A 17621-nucleotide genomic window follows, 5' to 3' on the forward strand; every position below is an offset into this window, starting at 1 on the left:
TAAAAAGGGAAACCCGTCAGAACCACAAGCGCACGCCGACGACCCAGCGCAGTTGATTGATGTCTTCGTCTTCGTCCCGTGCGTATTGCGCGGTCTGGCCATAAGTGCGGTTCCAGCTGAGACCGACATAAGGCGCAAACTCGCGGCGAACTTCGTAGCGCAAGCGCAGGCCCAGTTCACTTTCCGCCAAGCCCGAACCAACGCCGCGTTGCGGATCGTTCTGCGCATAGAAGTTGAGTTCGGCGGTCGGCTGCAGGATCAGGCGATTGGTGAGCAGAATGTCGTAGTCACCCTCAAGGCGTGCGGCGGTATGCCCCGATTCGCCGACAAACAACGTGGCTTCGGCCTCGAAGTTGTAGAGCGCCATGCCTTGTAGGCCAAAGGCCGCCCAGCTCTGGCTGGCACCGGGCTTGAAGTCCTGGCGCACGCCGCCGACCACATCCCACCACGGGCTGATTGCGTGCCCCCATAACGCTTGGGCTTCGGCGCTTTCAGTGCGGCCGGCGCTGCGTTCGCCTTCACTGCGTAGCCACAACCGGTCGATGTCACCGCCGACCCAACCCTTGATGTCCCAAGTCTGCGCGTTGCCGTCGCCACCCTGCCATTCCAACTGGTTGACCAGTAGCATCGAGTTGACGCCGCTGTCGTGCACCTGATGCCCTCCCGGCGCGTTGTAGACCGCTGCACGGTCTGCGTCGGTCAGCGCCGGAATCGGCGTACGGCTTTGCGCCAGCGCTGGCGTCGCCGGGCTCATGCCCTGAAGTTCATCCTCGGCCGCCAACGCCCATGGGGCGAACCCCAGCGTGGCGAAAGCGATGCAAAGGGACGAGACGCAACGGTTCATGCTCGCTTCCTTATTCATGCACGCGCACCTCGCGGAACATGCCCATTTCCATGTGGTACAGCAGGTGGCAGTGATAGGCCCAGCGCCCCAAGGCATCGGCGGTGACGCGGTAACTGCGACGGGAGCCCGGTGGCATGTCGATGGTGTGTTTGCGCACCAGGAACTGGCCGTTTTCGTCCTCCAGGTCGCTCCATAAGCCATGCAGGTGAATCGGGTGGGCCATCATGGTGTCGTTGACCAGCACCACCCGCACGCGCTCGCCATAAGTCAGTTGCAAGGGCTCGGCATCGGAAAACTTCACGCCATTGAACGACCAGGCGAACTTTTCCATATGCCCGGTGAGATGCAATTCGACGGTGCGGGAGGGGTCGCGGCCATCGGGGTCTTCGAAGGTACTGCGCAGGTCGGCATAGGTGAGCACCCGGCGGCCATTGTGGCGCAGGCCGATTCCAGGGTCGTCCAGCTTGGGCACCGGGTTCATCGCCTGCATGTCTACCAGCGCGTTGTTCTGCTCGCTGGCGGGGTGTTTCTGCATGGCCATCGCGCCCATGGCACTGTGATCCATGCCTTCCATGCCCGGCATATCGGCCATGGCACCGTGGTCCATGCCGCCCATGCCCATGTCCTCCATGGTCAGCCACGGGCGCGGATCAAGCAGTGGAACTGAGGCGGTCGCTCCCATCTGCCGGGCGAGGGTGCCACGGGCATAGCCTGTGCGGTCCATGGACTGAGCAAACAGGGTGTAAGCCTCTGCCACAGGCTCGACCAGCACGTCGTAGGTTTCCGCCACGGCGATACGGAACTCGTCGACACTTACCGGCTTTACCGGCTGACCATCCGCGGCGATGACGGTCATTTTCAACCCTGGAATGCGCACATCAAAATAGGTCATCGCCGAGCCATTGATAAAACGCAGGCGAATCGTTTCCCCCGCCTTGAACACTCCGGTCCAGTTCTGTCCAGGCGGCTGGCCGTTGAGCAAGTAGGTGTAGGTCTCGCCGCTGACGTCCGCAAGGTCGGTGGGGTTCATCTTCATTTGCGCCCACATCAGCCGGTCGGCAGCCGTGGCCGACCAGCCCTGCTTGCCCACATCCCGGATAAAATCGCCCAGGGTGGGTTTGTGCAGGTTGTAGTAATCGGACTGCTTCTTGAGGGTTTTCATCAGGGCGACGGGGTCTTCGTCGGTCCAGTCCGACAGCATCACCACGTAATCGCGCTGGTAGCTATAAGGCTCGGGTTCCTTGGGATCGATAACCAGCGGACCGTACACGCCCTGCTGCTCCTGAAGCCCGGAATGGCTGTGGTACCAGTAGGTGCCGTACTGCTTGACCTTGAACTGGTAAACGTAAAGGCCGCCCGGTTCGATGCCCTTGAAGCTCAGGCCGGGCACGCCGTCCATGGTCGATGGCAACAGGATGCCGTGCCAGTGGATCGAAGTGGGCTCGCCAAGGCGGTTTTTCACGCGCAGGGTCACGGTGTCGCCCTCCCGCCAGCGTAACAGCGGGCCGGGCAGGCTGCCGTTGACGGTCAACGCGGTGCGCGGTTGGCCTGTCAGGTTGACCGGGGTCTGGTCAATAAACAGGTCAAACTCGCTGCCGGCGAGCACCGTGGGCTGGCCGGGGCTGATCAGTGCCCACACAGGGGGGCGCCAAAGCCCGAGCCCGCCCAACAGGCCGCCTGCGGCCAGGCCTTTGACGAATGTGCGTCTGGAGGTTGTGGAGTGCATGCCGATTCAAGTCCGTGAGTTGAATGGCAGCAGATTAGGAGTCGCCGGCTGTCAGCAACCTTAGCGGCAGATTACCGATTCGACAGGTTCACCCGGCACCCTCAGGGGCGCCGGGGGCATAAGAGGATCAGGCGATCTGGGCTTTTGAGGCCACTTCCGCGAACGTTGCCGGATCAAGCGCATCCGCTTGTTCATCCAACACCTGACGCGGATGATCATTGCCCGGAATCGAACTGTCGATCAGCGCCAGCAATTGCGCCCCCAGCGCCGTCAGGATGAAGTTCTCGCCATTGCCGCCCTCTTCCTCAGGCCGCGACTCAATAAAGCCACGCTTGAACAGCAGCGCCTCGTAGTCGGCAGCGGTCTTCTTCAGCGCGTCCAGGTTGCCAGTGTCCTCGCCGGCCGTCGCCTTCTCGGCCGCTTCCTGTTCGGCGTATTTGCGCGGGGCAAAGCTGCCCTCGCCGTTCTGCACTTCATGCAGCAGACGTTCGATCAGATCCCAATTGTAAGTCGTCATCCTGATTCCTCCTGCAGGCCGATGGAGTTAGCCCGTCTTAGGGAGTGACACGTTCCGGCACGGGCCGTTCAACCAAACGGACGGGCGTCATTTCTCTGAACTTTGCAGAGGTTTGCCACCTCAACTGCACATCACTGCCAAGGAAGTCCGACCATGAAAACCTTGATGAAGCTGACTCTCGCCGCCACGCTGATAAGCGCCCTGCCCGCCTGGGGCTGCACGCCCGAGGAGGCCACGACCAAGCGGGAGGAACTGGCCAAGGAAGTGACCAAGCTCACCGAGCAGAACCCGACCAAGGCCAAGGAGATGAATGACCAGTTACAGAAGATGGACCCGGATACCGAAAGCGCCGAGTTTCCCGACAAGTGCCAGTTGATCGATGCGCGGCTCAAGGAGCTCAGAGAAGCTGCGGGGAAGCGTTGAGCACAGCGCGACGCTGATGGCGAAAAAAAACCGGACGTCGTCCGGTTTTTTTAGGCCCGCCTGCTTATTCGGCAGCCGGAGCTTCTGGCTTGCGGCGCTTGAGCGGGGCCATGCCGTCCTTGCTGACGAGCGACAGGTTGTCGGTCTTCGGCCGGTTGGCGATCTTGCGCTTGGTCGGTGACTTGGCGGCGGTTTTCTTCTTATCGCCCTTGGCGTCGGTCTTTTTCTTCTTCACGCCAACGGCCTTGCCCGACGCCTTGACCTTCTTCGGCCCGGTGTACGTGCCTTTGACTTCCTTGATGGTGCGGCGCTCGAACGACTGCTTCAGGTAGCGTTCGATGCTCGACATCAGGTTCCAGTCGCCGTGGCAGATCAGCGAGATGGCCAGGCCATCGTTGCCGGCCCGTCCGGTACGGCCGATGCGGTGCACGTATTCGTCGCCGCTGCGGGGCATGTCGAAGTTGATCACCAGGTCCAGGCCGTCCACGTCGAGGCCGCGCGCGGCAACGTCGGTGGCCACCAGGATCTTCACGCCGCCCGCCTTGAGACGGTCGATGGCCAGCTTGCGGTCCTTCTGGTCTTTCTCGCCGTGCAGCACGAACGCCTTGTATTCCTGCGCAACCAGGCGCCCGTAGATACGGTCGGCGGCGGCACGGGTGTTGGTGAACACGATGGCCTTCTGGTAGGTCTCGTTGGCCAGCAACCAGTTCAGGATCTGTTCTTTATGCACGTTATGGTCAGCGGTAACGATCTGCTGACGCGTGGTGGCGTTCAGGTCGCTGACGTTGTTGACCTGCAAGTGCTCAGGGTTGTTCAGCACCTTCGCGACCATGTCGCGCAGGGTCGAACCACCGGTGGTGGCGGAGAACAGCATGGTCTGCTGGCGGTTGACGCACTCGCCGACCAGACGTTGCACATCATCGGCAAAGCCCATGTCGAGCATGCGGTCGGCTTCGTCGAGCACCAGCACTTCGACTTCCTTGAGATCAAGGTTGCCAGCGTTGAGTTGCTCGATCATGCGCCCTGGGGTGCCGATCAGGATGTCCGGCACCTTGCGCAGCATCGCGGCCTGGACCTTGAAGTCTTCGCCACCGGTGATGATGCCGGACTTGATGAAGGTGAACTGCGAAAAGCGTTCGACTTCCTTCAGGGTTTGCTGGGCCAGCTCGCGGGTCGGCAGCAGGATCAGGGTCTTGATGCTGACGCGCACCTTGGCCGGGCCGATCAGGCGGTTAAGTACCGGCAGGACGAAAGCGGCGGTCTTGCCGCTGCCGGTTTGCGCCGTCACCCGCAGGTCACGCCCTTGCAGCGCGAGCGGGATGGCCGCTGCTTGCACAGGCGTAGGCTCGACAAATTTAAGCTCGGCCACGGCTTTAAGCAGGCGTTCGTGCAGGGCGAATTGGGAAAACACGGGTGCTACCTCGAAGAAATACAAATATCAGCTGCATAGGTTACCGGTTTCGGGCGCCCAAACCGAGTTTCTTTACGCGAACGGGGCTAATCAGCTGCTTTTTTGTCAGCGATTTTGTCCAGAGCGTCAACTTTGTTGCACTTAAATGCTCTAATCGCCCCGTGTTGTCTTACAGAAGAATCGGTTCACGCATGGATATCAAACAGCTCTGGCTCAACGTCCAAGACCTTTGGGGCGCCCTAGATGAACACCCGGTCCTGCATTCCAGCCTCGGCTTGCTGGTGTTGCTGGTGGTGGCATTGGTGGTGGGACGGGTCGCCCGTTACCTCATCCTGCACGCGGTCAAATTGCTCGGCCGGCAGCCGGCCCTGCACTGGCTGAACGACCTGCGGCATAACAAAGTCTTCCATCGCCTGGCGCAAATGACGCCGTCGCTGGTGGTCCAGTTCGGTCTGTACCTGGTGCCGGACCTGAGCAAGACCGCCATCCTGTTCATCGGCAACGTCGCCCTGGCGATCAGCATTCTGTTCATGGTTTTGGCCATGAGTGCCCTGCTCAACGCGCTGCTGGATATCTACGCACGCACCGAACACGCACGCACCCGCTCGATCAAGGGCTATGTGCAATTGGCGAAAATGGTGCTGTTCGTGTTCGGCGCGATCATCATCGTCGCCACCCTGATCGACCGCTCGCCACTGTTGCTGCTCTCAGGCCTGGGTGCGATGTCGGCGGTGATTCTGTTGGTGTACAAGGACACCCTGCTGTCGTTCGTCGCCAGTGTGCAATTGACCAGCAACGACATGCTGCGCGTCGGTGACTGGATCGAAATGCCCCAGGTCGGGGCCGATGGCGATGTGGTGGATATCACGCTGCACACGGTGAAGGTGCAGAACTTCGACAAGACCATCGTCTCCATCCCCACCTGGCGCCTGATGTCCGAGTCGTTCAAGAACTGGCGTGGCATGCAGGCCTCCGGTGGGCGCCGTATCAAGCGCAGCCTGTACATCGACGCCAGCGGCGTACGCTTCCTGAACGATGAGGAAGAAGTGCGCATGACCCAGGTGCACTTGCTCAGCGGCTACATCAGCCGCAAACAGGCCGAACTCAAGGCCTGGAACGAGGCCCAGGGCCACAGCGCGCAACTGTCGGCCAACCGTCGGCGCATGACCAACCTCGGCACCTTCCGCGCCTACGCCCTGGCGTACCTGCAAAGCCACCCGGACATCCAGCCGAACATGACCTGCATGGTGCGCCAGATGCAAACCACCGCCCAGGGCGTGCCGCTGGAGATCTACTGCTTTACCCGCACCACGGCGTGGGGCGATTACGAGCGGATCCAGGGCGATATCTTCGATTATCTATTGGCAGTGTTGCCGGAGTTCGGGCTGAGCCTGTATCAACAGCCGAGCGGCAACGACCTGCGGGCCGGCGTGCTGCCTGCATTGGCCGGGGCCACTCAGGTACCCGTGGCCGAAACGGCATGAGGTGATGCACGCGGGATTACGGCAGTGATGCCGTAATCTCCTTGCGGCACACCTCAAGCACTTCATCGGCCAGGGCGGAATCATCCGGGCACGCCCGCGACAACATGATTGCGCCGATGGCATGGGCCATGCTGTCGAGCATTTTCGCCCGCACGTCTTCTTTTGGCCCGTCATGAGCCGCGTTGTACTTTGCCTCCAGGGCCTGCAGGGTATTTTCCAAACCCTCGGCAAAGGTCGCCTTCAGCGTGTCCGACTGACGGGCGGCATCGGCACACAACGCCGCCAATGTGCATCCGCCGCCGCGATGGTCGCGGTGCTGCCTGGACAGGTAAACCTCGAAAAACTGCTCCACCTCCCTCTCCGCGCTGTCGGCCAGTGACTGCGCCAGGCTGTTAGCGGCTGCTTCCGCCATCAAGTCCGCCTTGGAACCGAAGTGCTTGTAAAAGCCGCCTTGGGTAAAACCGGCCGCAGCCATCAACTCGGCCACGCCCACCCCATCGAAACCCCGCTCGCGAAACAACTCGGAAGCTGTCGCGACGATATGGGCCCGATTGCTCTGTGACTGCGCCTTGGTGATCTTCATGTCTGTGGTCCTGACAGCGTGCGAGATAGGCATATTACTATGATGTCGATCATAATCAAAACCGTTGACAGCTTTGATTATGATCGACATCATAAAACCTCCTCGCACTCACAGAGCATCACACCATGAGTACTTCCAACACCGTTCTGATCACTGGCGCTTCGACCGGCATTGGCGCCGCCTACGCCGAACGCTTTGCCGCACGCGGCCACGACCTCGTACTGGTCGCCCGTGACATCACGCGCCTGGAAGCGCTCGCTGCCCGACTGCGCGAACAGCATGCCGTCAGCATTGATATCCTCCCCGCCGACCTGACCCAGACCGCTGACCTGGCAGCAGTTGAAGCGCGCCTGCGCGAGGACGCCAACATTGGCACCCTGGTCAACAATGCCGGCGCCGCGCAGTCTGGCGGTTTTATCGAACAGTCCACCGACAGCGTCGCGCAGTTGGTCGCCCTCAACACCACTGCACTGGTGCGCCTGGTCAGTGCCATCGCCCCGCGCCTGGCGGCAGCGGGCAACGGCGCTATCATCAACATTGGCTCGGTAGTGGGCCTGGCCCCGGAATTCGGCATGACGGTATACGGCGCGACCAAGGCGTTCGTGCTGTTCCTGTCCCAGGGCATGAGCCTGGAGCTGGCGCCCAAAGACGTGTACGTGCAAGCCGTGCTGCCCGCCGCCACGCGTACCGAGATCTGGGAGCGGGCGGGCATTGACATCAACACCCTCACGGACGTGATGGAAGTGGGCGATCTGGTGGACGCGGCGTTGGTGGGTTTTGATCGCCGCGAGCCGGTGACCATTCCGCCGTTGCAGGACGGCGCCCGTTGGGACGCGTTGCAGGCTGCGCGGCAAGGCTTGCTGGCACAGATCAAGCAGTCCCAGGTTGCCGAGCGTTACCTGGCCAACGCCTGAACAACCGGTAGCAGGCGTGCTGCGCGCCTGCCCCTTCTCACCGAAGCAACGAGCGTTGAACCATGAAGGCATTTTCCATCGAACGGTACGGCAAGCACCCCGGCCGCCTCATCGAGACCCCCGCGCCTGTTGTGGGTGAACATGACGTGCTGGTCCAGGTGCGGGCCAGCAGCGTCAATGTGCTGGATGCAAAGATCGCCAAGGGCGAATTCAAACTGATCCTGCCCTATGCGATGCCGTTGACACTCGGCAATGACCTGGCCGGCGTGGTGCTCAGCGTGGGCGCGGCGGTACGACGCTTCAAGCCGGGGGACGAAGTCTACGCCCGCCCGCCCCAGCAGCGTATCGGCACCTTCGCTGAGTTGATTGCCGTGCACGAAGACGCACTGGCGCGCAAACCCGACAACATCACCATAGAGCAAGCCGCGGCCCTGCCCCTGGTCGCGCTCACGGCGTGGCAGGTGCTGGTGGAAACCGCGAAGCTGAAGAAAGGCCAGAAGGTGTTCATTCATGCGGGCTCAGGCGGAGTGGGCAGTATCGCCATTCAGCTGGCCAAGCATTTGGGCGCTTTTGTCGCCACCACCACCAGCACCGCCAATGTCGAGTGGGTCAAGGCGTTGGGCGCAGATGTGGTGGTCGACTACAAACAGCAAGCCTTCGAGACCGTGCTGCGGGATTACGATGTGGTGCTGAACAGCCTGGGCCCAGATGCGCTGGCCAAGTCACTGAAGATTCTCAAGCCCGGCGGTCAGCTAATCTCCATCTCCGGGCCGCCGACACCCGCCTTCGCCCGCGCCCAGAACCTGCCCTGGTTATTGGGCCTGGTCATGGGTGTGTTGAGCAGCAGTATCCGCAGGAAAGCGCGCAAGCAAGGCGTGAGCTATGACTTTGTCTTCATGCGGGCCAGTGGCGCGCAACTGGATGAAATCACCACGCTGGTCGAGTCGGGGATTATCCGGCCGGTCATCGACCGAACCTTCCCTTTCGAATCCACAGCCGCGGCCCTGGACTACGTCGAACAAGGCCGTGCCAAAGGCAAAGTGGTGATCACGATGGAGACGGCACCGCCCGACGCACACCCAGCCGGCTGATCCACACCGCCCCCAGAATCACCAGACCGCCCAGGGCCAAACGACCCAGCGGTTCGTGCTGGTTCCAGATCAGCAGGTTCAGCAGCAACCCCACCGGCACATGCAGGTTGTTCATCACCGCCAGGGTGCCGCCATTGACCAGGCAGGCGCCCTTGTTCCACCAGTACATGCCCAGCGCGGTACTGACCACTCCGAGGAACACCAGCACGCCCCATTGCAGCGGCGCTTGCGGCAGGAAGTCAGCCTTGGCGAACAGCAGGAACGCCGGCAACACCACCATCAAGGCGCCCAGGTAGAAATAACCGAAACGCCGGAAGTGCGGCTGGTCACTGGGATAACGCGCCACCAGGTGCTTGTACATGACTTGCCCGGCGGCGTAGGTGAAATTGGCCAATTGCAGCAGCAAGAACCCCATCAGGAAATGCGGGGTGATCTGATCGAAACGAATCACCGCCGCACCGCCCACCGCCACCAGGGCCGCCACAAGCGCCCAGGGATTGAAGCGGCGATTAAGCGCGTCCTCGATCAGGGTCACATGCAGCGGCGTGAGGATGGTGAACAGCAGCACTTCCGGCACCGTCAGCACACGAAAGCTCAGGTACAGACATACGTAGGTCACGCCGAACTGCAATGCACCGATCACCAACATGCCGCGCATGAACGCGGGCTCCACCGAGCGCCAGCGCGTCAGCGGAATAAAGATCAGCCCGGCCAGCACCACGCGCACCAGCACCGCAAAGTAACTGTCGACGTGACCGGCGAGGTATTCGCCAATCAAGCTGAAGGAAAATGCCTGAATCAGGGTGACAACCAGTAGATAGCCCATGCGCGCCTCGTTTCGAATGGGCGCGACATTAAAGCTTTTTGGTTTTTGAAGAAACTCGGCGGAAAAAAAACCCGACCTCGCTAAAGCGGCAGTCGGGCGGGAGCACTCAGGAGCAAAAGTGCAAAGGGAGGTTCGATACGCGTACTTGAAGGGTTTGCGTGGCGCTATATAAGCAGCACGGGATTATCTGACGATTAACGCCTCAGGCGACCTGGGCCAGTTGCGCCTTGGCATGATTGACGCCCTTCTCCTGGAAGTCGCCGCCCAGGTTGACGCCTTCGGCGTGAATGAAGGTAACGTCATGAATGCCGATAAATGCCATGACCTGGCGCAGGTACGGTTCCTGGTGATCCGAGGTGGCGCCAGTGTGGATACCACCGCGTGCGGTGAGCACGATAGCGCGCTTGCCGGTCAACAGACCCTGGGGCCCGGTGGCGGTGTATTTAAAGGTCACACCGGCCCGCAACACGTGATCCAGCCAGGCTTTAAGGGTGCTCGGAATGGCGAAGTTGTACATCGGCGCGGCCATCACCAACACGTCGGCGGCCAGCAGTTCGTCAGTTAACTCGTTGGAGCGGTCCAGGGACACCTGTTCGTCGTCGTTACGCTGCTCCGCCGGTTTCATCCAGCCGCCCAGCAGGTTGGCATCCAGATGGGGTACCGGATTGAGCGCTACGTCGCGCACGGTGATGCGGTCTGCCGGATGGGCGACTTGCCATTGGCTGATGAACTGTTGGGTGAGCTGGCGGGAAATGGAATCCTGCTGGCGCGCACTGCTTTCGATGATCAGGACATTGGACATGGCTTCGTAGGCTCCATCGGTAATTGCTGTAAGTCGATGGAGAGAAGGTTAACCAGGGCCCATTCGATAAAAAAGCGCAAAAAACTGCTACAACCCATCTAGAAATTTGTTTATAAGCGGAGTATTCCTGTGAGCACGCTCCGCTGTTGCTTTATTTTGGCGCGCAGTCCAGGGCAATACGCATCTTGATGATGGCGCGGTTGAACTTGACCGTGGTGTTAGTGCTTTTGCCAGCAGGCACGGTCACGGTACGACGGCGTGGCGATTCCGGGCCGTTGGTAAAGGTGACCTTGCACACCGCGTCCTGGGCGCCGTAGTTGTTCAGCTGGATCGAACTGATGTCGCCGTCCACATCGGAGGCGGTGTAATCAATGCTCACGCCATCGATCTTTTTCGTCACGTCGATAGGATAGGCAAACGCGCTCATCGGCAGCAGCGCCAGCAACACACAACACAATTTTCTCATTCGGCAGTCTCCAATAAGGACCGCCAGCTTAGGACAAGAGGAGCTCATCTTGAAAGCGCCCCGCGTTACCCTCGATCAATGGCGCACCTTGCAAGCCGTGGTCGACCATGGCGGCTTTGCCCAAGCCGCCGAAGCGCTGCATCGTTCGCAATCTTCAGTGAGCTACACCGTGGCGCGCATGCAGGACCAACTCGGCGTCCCCTTGCTGCGTATCGACGGGCGCAAGGCGGTGCTGACCGAGGCCGGTGAGGTGCTGCTGCGCCGATCCCGCCAATTGGTGAAAAACGCCAGCCAGCTGGAAGACCTCGCTCATCATATGGAACAGGGCTGGGAAGCCGAAGTGCGCTTGGTGGTGGACGCCGCCTACCCCAGCGCACGTCTCGTTCGCGCATTAACCGCCTTTATGCCGCAAAGCCGTGGCTGCCGGGTGCGCCTGCGCGAAGAAGTACTGTCCGGCGTCGAAGAGTTGCTGCTCGACGGCATGGCGGACCTGGCCATTTGCGGTTTTATCATCCCGGGCTACCTGGGCACGGAAATGAGCGATGTGGAGTTCGTCGCCGTGGCCCACCCCGATCACTCGCTGCATCGCCTCAACCGTGAGCTGAGTTTCCACGACCTGGAGAGCCAGATGCAGGTGGTGATCCGTGACTCCGGCCGCCAACAACCGCGCGACGTCGGCTGGCTCGGCGCCGAACAGCGCTGGACCGTCGGCAGCCTCGCTACCGCGGCCACCTTCGTCGCCAGCGGCCTGGGCTTTGCCTGGCTGCCCCGGCACATGATCGAGCGCGAACTCAAGGAGGGCGTGCTCAAGCAGCTTCCCCTGGAAAAAGGTGGCAGTCGCAACCCGACGTTTTACCTGTACTCCAACAAAGACAAACCCTTGGGGCCCGCCACGCAGATCCTCGTGGAATTGCTGCGCACCTTTGACACCGCTCCCCTGGACGCGCCCTTCGCCGCTCCTCAACAAGCCTGAAACGGAGTTCATCCATGGCCTGGTTCGACCATGAAGGCTGCAGCCTGCATTACGAAGAATATGGCCATGGCAACCCGCTGATCCTGATCCACGGCCTGGGCTCCAGCAGCCAGGATTGGGAACTGCAAGTACCGGTACTCGCCCGACACTACCACCTGATCGTGGTTGACGTGCGCGGCCATGGTCGCTCGGCCAAACCCCGGGAGCGCTACAGCATCAAGGGGTTTACCTTCGACCTGATCGCGCTGATCGAACACCTCGACCTGCCAGCGGCCCACGTGGTGGGTTTATCCATGGGCGGCATGATCGCCTTCCAACTGGCGGTGGATGAACCCCGGCGGGTCAAGAGCCTGTGCATCGTCAACAGCACGCCTGAGGTCAAGGTGCGCAGTGCCGATGACTATTGGCAGTGGGCCAAACGCTGGACCCTGGCCCGTGTGCTCAGCCTGGGCACCATCGGCAAGACCCTGGGCGATCGGCTGTTCCCCAAACCTGAGCAGGCCGACCTGCGCCGCAAGATGGCCGAGCGCTGGGCAAGAAACGACAAACGTGCTTATCTCGCCAGCTTCGACGCCATTGTGGGCTGGGGCGTGCAGGAACAACTGTCGAGAATTGCCTGTCCAACCCTGGTCATCAGCGCCGACCATGACTACACCCCCGTGGCGCAGAAAGAAATCTATGTAAAACTGCTGCCCGATGCGCGACTGGTGGTCATCGAAGATTCCCGCCATGCCACGCCCTTGGATCAACCCGAGGTCTTTAACGCGACCTTGCTCGACTTTCTAAAGACCGTCGAAACCACTACCCAGGATCACTGACCCATGCTGAAAAAAATCGCCTTCTTTGCCGGTTCCGCCTTGTTTGCTGCCAACCTGATGGCAGCTGAGCCGGCCAAGGCGCCACATGTTTTGCTCGACACCACCAACGGCCAGATTGAAATCGAACTGGACCCGGTCAAGGCGCCGATCAGCACCAAGAACTTCCTGGCCTATGTCGACAAGGGCTTCTACACCAATACGATCTTTCACCGCGTGATCCCGGGCTTCATGGTCCAGGGCGGCGGGTTCACCCAGCAAATGTCACAAAAGCCGACCGAAGCACCGATCAAGAACGAAGCCAGCAATGGCCTGCATAACGTGCGTGGCACCTTGTCCATGGCTCGCACCAATGACCCGAATTCGGCCACCAGCCAATTCTTCATCAACGTGGCTGACAATGCCTTCCTCGACCCGGGCCGCGATGCCGGTTATGCCGTGTTCGCCAAAGTGGTCAAGGGCATGGACGTGGTCGACATCATCGTCAACTCCCAGACCACCACCAAGCAAGGCATGCAGAACGTGCCTATCGATCCTGTGATCATCAAGTCGGCCAAGCGCATCGACTGAGGTCCGCAGGCAGCTTTGCACGGTGCCCGCATGGCACCGTGCACCTTTGAAAGGAGAGCCCGCCCGGCGGGCGTCAAACCTAATGCTCTATCGTCGTTTTGAACAGCTGATCGATATTTTCCGCGACGCCCCCAGCGCGGCCCCTCCCGAAAAAGTCCTGCCGTTCTATCTCTATTACCTGCGTCAGGTGTGGCCGTGCTTCGCCGCGCTCTTGGTAGTGGGACTGGTCGGAGCCCTGATCGAAGTCGCGTTGTTCAGCTACCTGAGCCGCATCATCGACCTGGCCCAGGGCACGCCACCGGCGAATTTCTTCCAGATCCACAGCGCCGAGCTGATCTGGATGGCCGTGGTGGCCCTGTTGTTGCGCCCGCTCTTCAACGGCCTGCATGACTTGCTGGTGCACCAGACCATCAATCCCGGCATGACCAGCCTGATTCGCTGGCAGAACCACAGCTACGTGCTCAAACAGAGCCTGAATTTCTTCCAGAACGACTTTGCCGGGCGCATCGCCCAGCGGATCATGCAAACCGGCAACTCCTTGCGTGACTCGGCGGTGGCGACCGCAGAAGCTATCTGGCACGTGTCGATCTACGCCATCAGTGCCCTGGTGTTGTTTGCCGAGGCCGACTGGCGGCTGATGATTCCGCTGATCACCTGGATCGTTTGCTACAGCCTGGCCCTGCGTTACTTCGTGCCTCGCGTGAAAGAACGCTCGGTGGTCTCCTCGGAGGCGCGCTCCAAGTTGATGGGCCGAATTGTTGACGGCTATACCAATATCACCACCTTGAAGCTGTTCGCCCATACCCAGAATGAACAGGAATACGCCAAGCAAGCGATCATCGAGCAGACCGAAAAAACCCAACTGGCCGCCCGCGTGCTCACCAGCATGGACACCGTAATCTGTATTCTGAACGGCCTGCTGATCGTCACCACCACCGGCCTGGCCCTGTGGCTGTGGACACAGTCGCTGATTTCCGTGGGCGCGATTGCCCTGGCCACAGGCCTAGTGATCCGCATCGTCAACATGTCCGGCTGGATCATGTGGGTGGTCAACGGCATCTTCGAAAACATCGGTATCGTGCAGGATGGCCTGAAGACCATCGCCCAGCCACTGGCCGTGGTCGATCGTGAAAACGCTCCGCGCCTGACGGTGCCCCACGGCCAGGTGCGCTTCGAGCAGGTGGACTTCCACTACGGCAAGAAGAGCGGAATCATTGGCGGCCTCAACCTTGAGATCAAGGCCGGGGAAAAGATCGGCTTGATCGGCCCGTCCGGCGCGGGCAAGTCGACGCTGGTCAACCTGCTGCTGCGCCTGTACGACCTGCAGGGCGGACGCATTCTCATCGACGGCCAGGACATCGCCGAGGTCGCCCAGGAAAGCCTGCGCGCGCAAATCGGCATGATCACCCAAGACACCTCGTTGCTGCACCGCTCGATCCGCGACAACCTGCTGTATGGCAAGCCCGACGCGACTGACGAGGAACTCTGGGCGGCGGTGCACAAGGCCCGCGCCGATGAGTTCATCCCACTGCTGTCGGATTCCGAGGGCCGCACCGGGCTGGATGCCCATGTGGGTGAGCGCGGCGTGAAACTCTCCGGCGGGCAACGCCAGCGTATCGCTATCGCACGCGTGCTGCTCAAGGACGCGCCGATCCTGATCATGGACGAAGCCACCTCTGCGCTGGACTCGGAAGTGGAAGCGGCGATCCAGGAGAGCCTGGAAACCCTGATGCAGGGCAAGACGGTGATTGCGATTGCGCACCGGTTGTCGACCATCGCACGAATGGACCGCCTGGTGGTGCTGGAAAAAGGCCAGATCGCCGAGAGCGGCAGCCATTCCGAGTTGCTGGCATACGGCGGGCTTTATTCGCGGTTATGGCAGCATCAGACCGGGGGTTTTGTCGGCATAGACTGATTTCGCTGGGTAAAGCCCCGCTCAATTCCGAACAATTCTGACAGCTTTCTCTATCTGGCTGGTCTTGCGACACAATCCTGCTGTACTGCAATCAGGCCCCAGGAGGGCCCTGATTTAAGGCGGCAGGGAAGCCACACAGACCGTTAATCAGATAGAGCAATCTAAGGAAGTGTTCATGTCACTGTTCAAACGTTCCGTAACGGAAGGACTGGGTACGTTTTGGCTGGTGTTGGGTGGCTGCGGGAGTGCGGTGTTGGCCGCAGCGTTCCCCAACGTTGGCATCGGCCTGCTCGGGGTGTCCCTGGCTTTTGGGCTCACGGTGCTGACCATGGCATTTGCCATCGGGCATATCAGCGGCTGTCACCTTAACCCGGCCGTCTCGGTGGGGTTGGTGGTGGGCGGCAGATTCCCGGCCAGGGAGTTGCCGGCCTACATCGTGTCGCAAGTGATCGGTGGCGCCATCGCCGCCGCACTGCTGTACTTCATCGCCAGCGGCAAGCCTGGGTTCGAGCTAGCGTCCGGGCTGGCAAGCAATGGTTATGGCGAGCATTCACCCGGAGGTTATTCAATGGCGGCAGGCTTTGTCTGTGAGCTGGTGATGACGGCGATGTTCGTGCTGATCATCCTTGGCGCCACCGACCGTCGAGCCCCGGCAGGCTTCGCGCCCATCGCCATTGGCCTGGGGCTGACGCTGATCCACCTGATCTCCATCCCGGTGACCAACACCTCGGTCAACCCGGCCCGCAGCACAGGGCCTGCGTTGATTGTCGGCGGCTGGGCGCTGCAGCAACTGTGGCTGTTCTGGCTCGCGCCGATCCTCGGCGCGGTGATCGGCGGCATTACGTACCGATGGTTGGGTGCAGAAAAAACAGCTTGACCCAATCCCTGTAGGAGCGAGCTTGCTCGCTCCTACAGGGTGTTTCACGTGCCGTCAGAGTGCCGATAAGGCAGGGCCGCCCTCGCCTCTTCGGCATACGCCAGAACCCCCACCCGCTCTCGCTCAAGAAAATCCTCCACGGCACTCTTCAACCCCGGGTGGCGCAAGTAGTGCCATGACCGCGTAATCACCGGCTCAAACCCGCGAATCAATTTGTGCTCCCCCTGGGCACCCGCATCGAAGCGTTGCAGGCCGTGGGCGATGGCGTAGTCCATGCCTTGGTAGAAACAGGTCTCGAAATGCAGGCGGTCGAATTCCGCCAGGCAGCCCCAGTAGCGGCCATAGAAGCTGTCGCCGCCAAGCAGGCTGAAGGCCATGGCCACCGGGCGCGTGCCTTGTTTGGCCAAGACTACGCGGATGGCTGCGGGCATGCGCTCAGCCAGCAGGCTGAAAAATGCGCGGGTCAGGTAGGGCGATTGCCGACGCACCGCGTAGGTGTTGGCGTAGCAGGCGTAGACAAAATCCCACTGGGCTTCGCTCAGCTCATGGCCTTGCAACCACTCGAACTCGATACCCTGCCCTGCCACTTGTTCACGTTCTTTGCGCATCTGTTTGCGCTTGCGTGAACTCAGCGCGTCGAGGAAATCCTGGAAGTCGCGGTAGCCTCGGTTCTGCCAATGAAACTGGCAACCCAAGCGTTGCAACCAGCCGGGGTGTTGGGCCATGGCTTGATCGGCGAGGGCATCGGTAAAGTTGATATGGGCGCTCGACAGGCCTTCGATCTGCAGATAACCCGGCAGGCTATTGAGCAACTCAAAAGCGTCGGCGGCACTGGCAGCCAATACCCGCGGCCCACCGACCGGGCTGAACGGCACGGCCGTCAGCAACTTGGGGTAATAGTCGATGCCGGCGCGCTCGCAGGCGTCGGCCCAACCATGATCGAACACGTACTCGCCATAAGAATGCCATTTGCGATAACCCGGCAATGCCGCCATCAACCGGTCGCCTTCCCAGTGCAGCAAGTGCTCCGTCTGCCAGCCCGAATGCGGGCCGATGCTGGCGCTGTCTTCCAGCGCACTCAGAAACCCATGCTGCATAAACGGCTGGGCCTGTGGCATCAGGGCATCCCACGTGTGCGCAGCGATATCGGACAAGCTGTCCAGGCGTTGCAGCGGCATCGGCATCCTCATTGTTTCTTGGCATGAAAACCTGGCGAGTATCGCTGATCACAGCCGCGCGCACATCCTCAAAACACGCGGACAGGGCTCAAAACCCTTAGTTCCGTAGCGTAACGATTTGTCATCTAGATGAAATCACTTAGCCACTACTCCGTCATAAACGGTCGCGATACTGACGCCAGTTTTTAGAGCGTCCGGGTCTACCG

General features: G+C 60.9%; 18 protein-coding genes. 9 read left to right on the forward strand and 9 right to left on the reverse strand.

The genetic code is table 11. The features are described 5' to 3' along the window. Nucleotides 1–16: 16 nt before the first annotated feature. The 3 genes from RHM69_RS12280 to RHM69_RS12290 all read right to left on the reverse strand — a co-directional run bounded on the left by RHM69_RS12280 (nt 17) and on the right by RHM69_RS12290 (nt 3087). On the reverse strand, nt 17–844 hold the full coding sequence (locus RHM69_RS12280) for a copper resistance protein B (RefSeq protein WP_014719414.1): 828 nt from the start codon (nt 842–844) through the stop codon (nt 17–19). A 10-nt stretch (nt 845–854) separates the two neighbouring features. After that, on the reverse strand, nt 855–2570 hold the full coding sequence (locus RHM69_RS12285) for a copper resistance system multicopper oxidase (protein WP_038451094.1): 1716 nt from the start codon (nt 2568–2570) through the stop codon (nt 855–857). Nucleotides 2571–2697: 127 nt separating this feature from the next. Then, the gene (locus RHM69_RS12290; RefSeq protein WP_014719416.1) at nt 2698–3087 is read right to left on the reverse strand and encodes a hypothetical protein; all 390 of its coding nucleotides are present in this window, start codon (nt 3085–3087) and stop codon (nt 2698–2700) included. A 153-nt stretch (nt 3088–3240) separates the two neighbouring features. Here RHM69_RS12290 and RHM69_RS12295 point away from each other — a divergent pair, with 153 nt between their 5' ends. Beyond that, nucleotides 3241–3510 (forward strand): hypothetical protein, encoded by a 270-nt coding sequence (locus RHM69_RS12295; protein ID WP_200600330.1) that lies wholly within the window; start codon nt 3241–3243, stop codon nt 3508–3510. A gap of 64 nt (nt 3511–3574) precedes the next feature. On the opposite strand, the gene RHM69_RS12300 is transcribed toward RHM69_RS12295, so the two are convergent. Then, the gene (locus tag RHM69_RS12300) at nt 3575–4921 is read right to left on the reverse strand and encodes a DEAD/DEAH box helicase (RefSeq protein ID WP_014719418.1); all 1347 of its coding nucleotides are present in this window, start codon (nt 4919–4921) and stop codon (nt 3575–3577) included. A gap of 191 nt (nt 4922–5112) precedes the next feature. On the opposite strand from RHM69_RS12300, the gene RHM69_RS12305 reads away from it, so the two are divergent. Further along, on the forward strand, nt 5113–6405 hold the full coding sequence (locus RHM69_RS12305) for a mechanosensitive ion channel family protein (RefSeq protein ID WP_014719419.1): 1293 nt from the start codon (nt 5113–5115) through the stop codon (nt 6403–6405). A 16-nt stretch (nt 6406–6421) separates the two neighbouring features. On the opposite strand, the gene RHM69_RS12310 is transcribed toward RHM69_RS12305, so the two are convergent. Next, complete coding sequence (locus RHM69_RS12310) at nt 6422–6988, reverse strand: TetR/AcrR family transcriptional regulator (protein WP_014719420.1); 567 nt, start codon at nt 6986–6988, stop codon at nt 6422–6424. Between the two features lie 125 nt (nt 6989–7113). On the opposite strand from RHM69_RS12310, the gene RHM69_RS12315 reads away from it, so the two are divergent. Together RHM69_RS12315 and RHM69_RS12320 are read left to right on the forward strand one after the other, a co-directional pair. Then, nucleotides 7114–7902 (forward strand): SDR family NAD(P)-dependent oxidoreductase, encoded by a 789-nt coding sequence (locus RHM69_RS12315; RefSeq protein ID WP_200600332.1) that lies wholly within the window; start codon nt 7114–7116, stop codon nt 7900–7902. A 62-nt stretch (nt 7903–7964) separates the two neighbouring features. Further along, nucleotides 7965–8993: an NADP-dependent oxidoreductase gene (locus RHM69_RS12320; protein ID WP_200600333.1), complete on the forward strand. Its 1029-nt coding sequence runs from the start codon at nt 7965–7967 to the stop codon at nt 8991–8993. Here RHM69_RS12320 and RHM69_RS12325 read toward each other — a convergent pair. The 3 genes from RHM69_RS12325 to RHM69_RS12335 all read right to left on the reverse strand — a co-directional run bounded on the left by RHM69_RS12325 (nt 8950) and on the right by RHM69_RS12335 (nt 11087). After that, nucleotides 8950–9819, reverse strand: a complete 870-nt coding sequence (locus RHM69_RS12325; protein ID WP_014719423.1) for a carboxylate/amino acid/amine transporter — start codon at nt 9817–9819, stop codon at nt 8950–8952. The two genes, RHM69_RS12320 and RHM69_RS12325, sit on opposite strands and share 44 nt — an antisense overlap. A gap of 202 nt (nt 9820–10021) precedes the next feature. Beyond that, nucleotides 10022–10621 carry an FMN-dependent NADH-azoreductase gene (locus RHM69_RS12330; RefSeq protein ID WP_014719424.1) on the reverse strand — a complete coding sequence of 200 codons (600 nt, stop codon included), beginning with the start codon at nt 10619–10621 and terminating at the stop codon, nt 10022–10024. A 151-nt stretch (nt 10622–10772) separates the two neighbouring features. Next, nucleotides 10773–11087: a 3-phosphoglycerate kinase gene (locus RHM69_RS12335; protein ID WP_014719425.1), complete on the reverse strand. Its 315-nt coding sequence runs from the start codon at nt 11085–11087 to the stop codon at nt 10773–10775. Nucleotides 11088–11136: 49 nt separating this feature from the next. Between RHM69_RS12335 and RHM69_RS12340 the strand changes: the two genes are divergently transcribed. The 5 genes from RHM69_RS12340 to aqpZ all read left to right on the forward strand — a co-directional run bounded on the left by RHM69_RS12340 (nt 11137) and on the right by aqpZ (nt 16237). Further along, on the forward strand, nt 11137–12060 hold the full coding sequence (locus RHM69_RS12340; RefSeq protein ID WP_014719426.1) for a LysR family transcriptional regulator: 924 nt from the start codon (nt 11137–11139) through the stop codon (nt 12058–12060). 14 nt (nt 12061–12074) lie between these two features. Continuing rightward, nucleotides 12075–12878, forward strand: a complete 804-nt coding sequence (locus tag RHM69_RS12345; RefSeq protein ID WP_200600335.1) for an alpha/beta fold hydrolase — start codon at nt 12075–12077, stop codon at nt 12876–12878. Nucleotides 12879–12881: 3 nt separating this feature from the next. Next, on the forward strand, nt 12882–13445 hold the full coding sequence (locus tag RHM69_RS12350) for a peptidylprolyl isomerase A (RefSeq protein WP_014719428.1): 564 nt from the start codon (nt 12882–12884) through the stop codon (nt 13443–13445). Between the two features lie 82 nt (nt 13446–13527). Beyond that, the gene (locus RHM69_RS12355) at nt 13528–15360 is read left to right on the forward strand and encodes an ABC transporter ATP-binding protein (RefSeq protein ID WP_003193125.1); all 1833 of its coding nucleotides are present in this window, start codon (nt 13528–13530) and stop codon (nt 15358–15360) included. A gap of 175 nt (nt 15361–15535) precedes the next feature. Further along, entirely contained in the window at nt 15536–16237 is a 702-nt protein-coding gene (aqpZ, locus tag RHM69_RS12360) for an aquaporin Z (protein WP_019820470.1), read from the forward strand. 44 nt (nt 16238–16281) lie between these two features. On the opposite strand, the gene RHM69_RS12365 is transcribed toward aqpZ, so the two are convergent. Beyond that, nucleotides 16282–17415 carry a GNAT family N-acetyltransferase gene (locus tag RHM69_RS12365; protein WP_014719431.1) on the reverse strand — a complete coding sequence of 378 codons (1134 nt, stop codon included), beginning with the start codon at nt 17413–17415 and terminating at the stop codon, nt 16282–16284. Nucleotides 17416–17621: the final 206 nt, after the last annotated feature.

The organism is Pseudomonas sp. CCI1.1 (genome assembly GCF_034348165.1).
GTDB classification, from domain to species: domain Bacteria; phylum Pseudomonadota; class Gammaproteobacteria; order Pseudomonadales; family Pseudomonadaceae; genus Aquipseudomonas; species Aquipseudomonas paracarnis.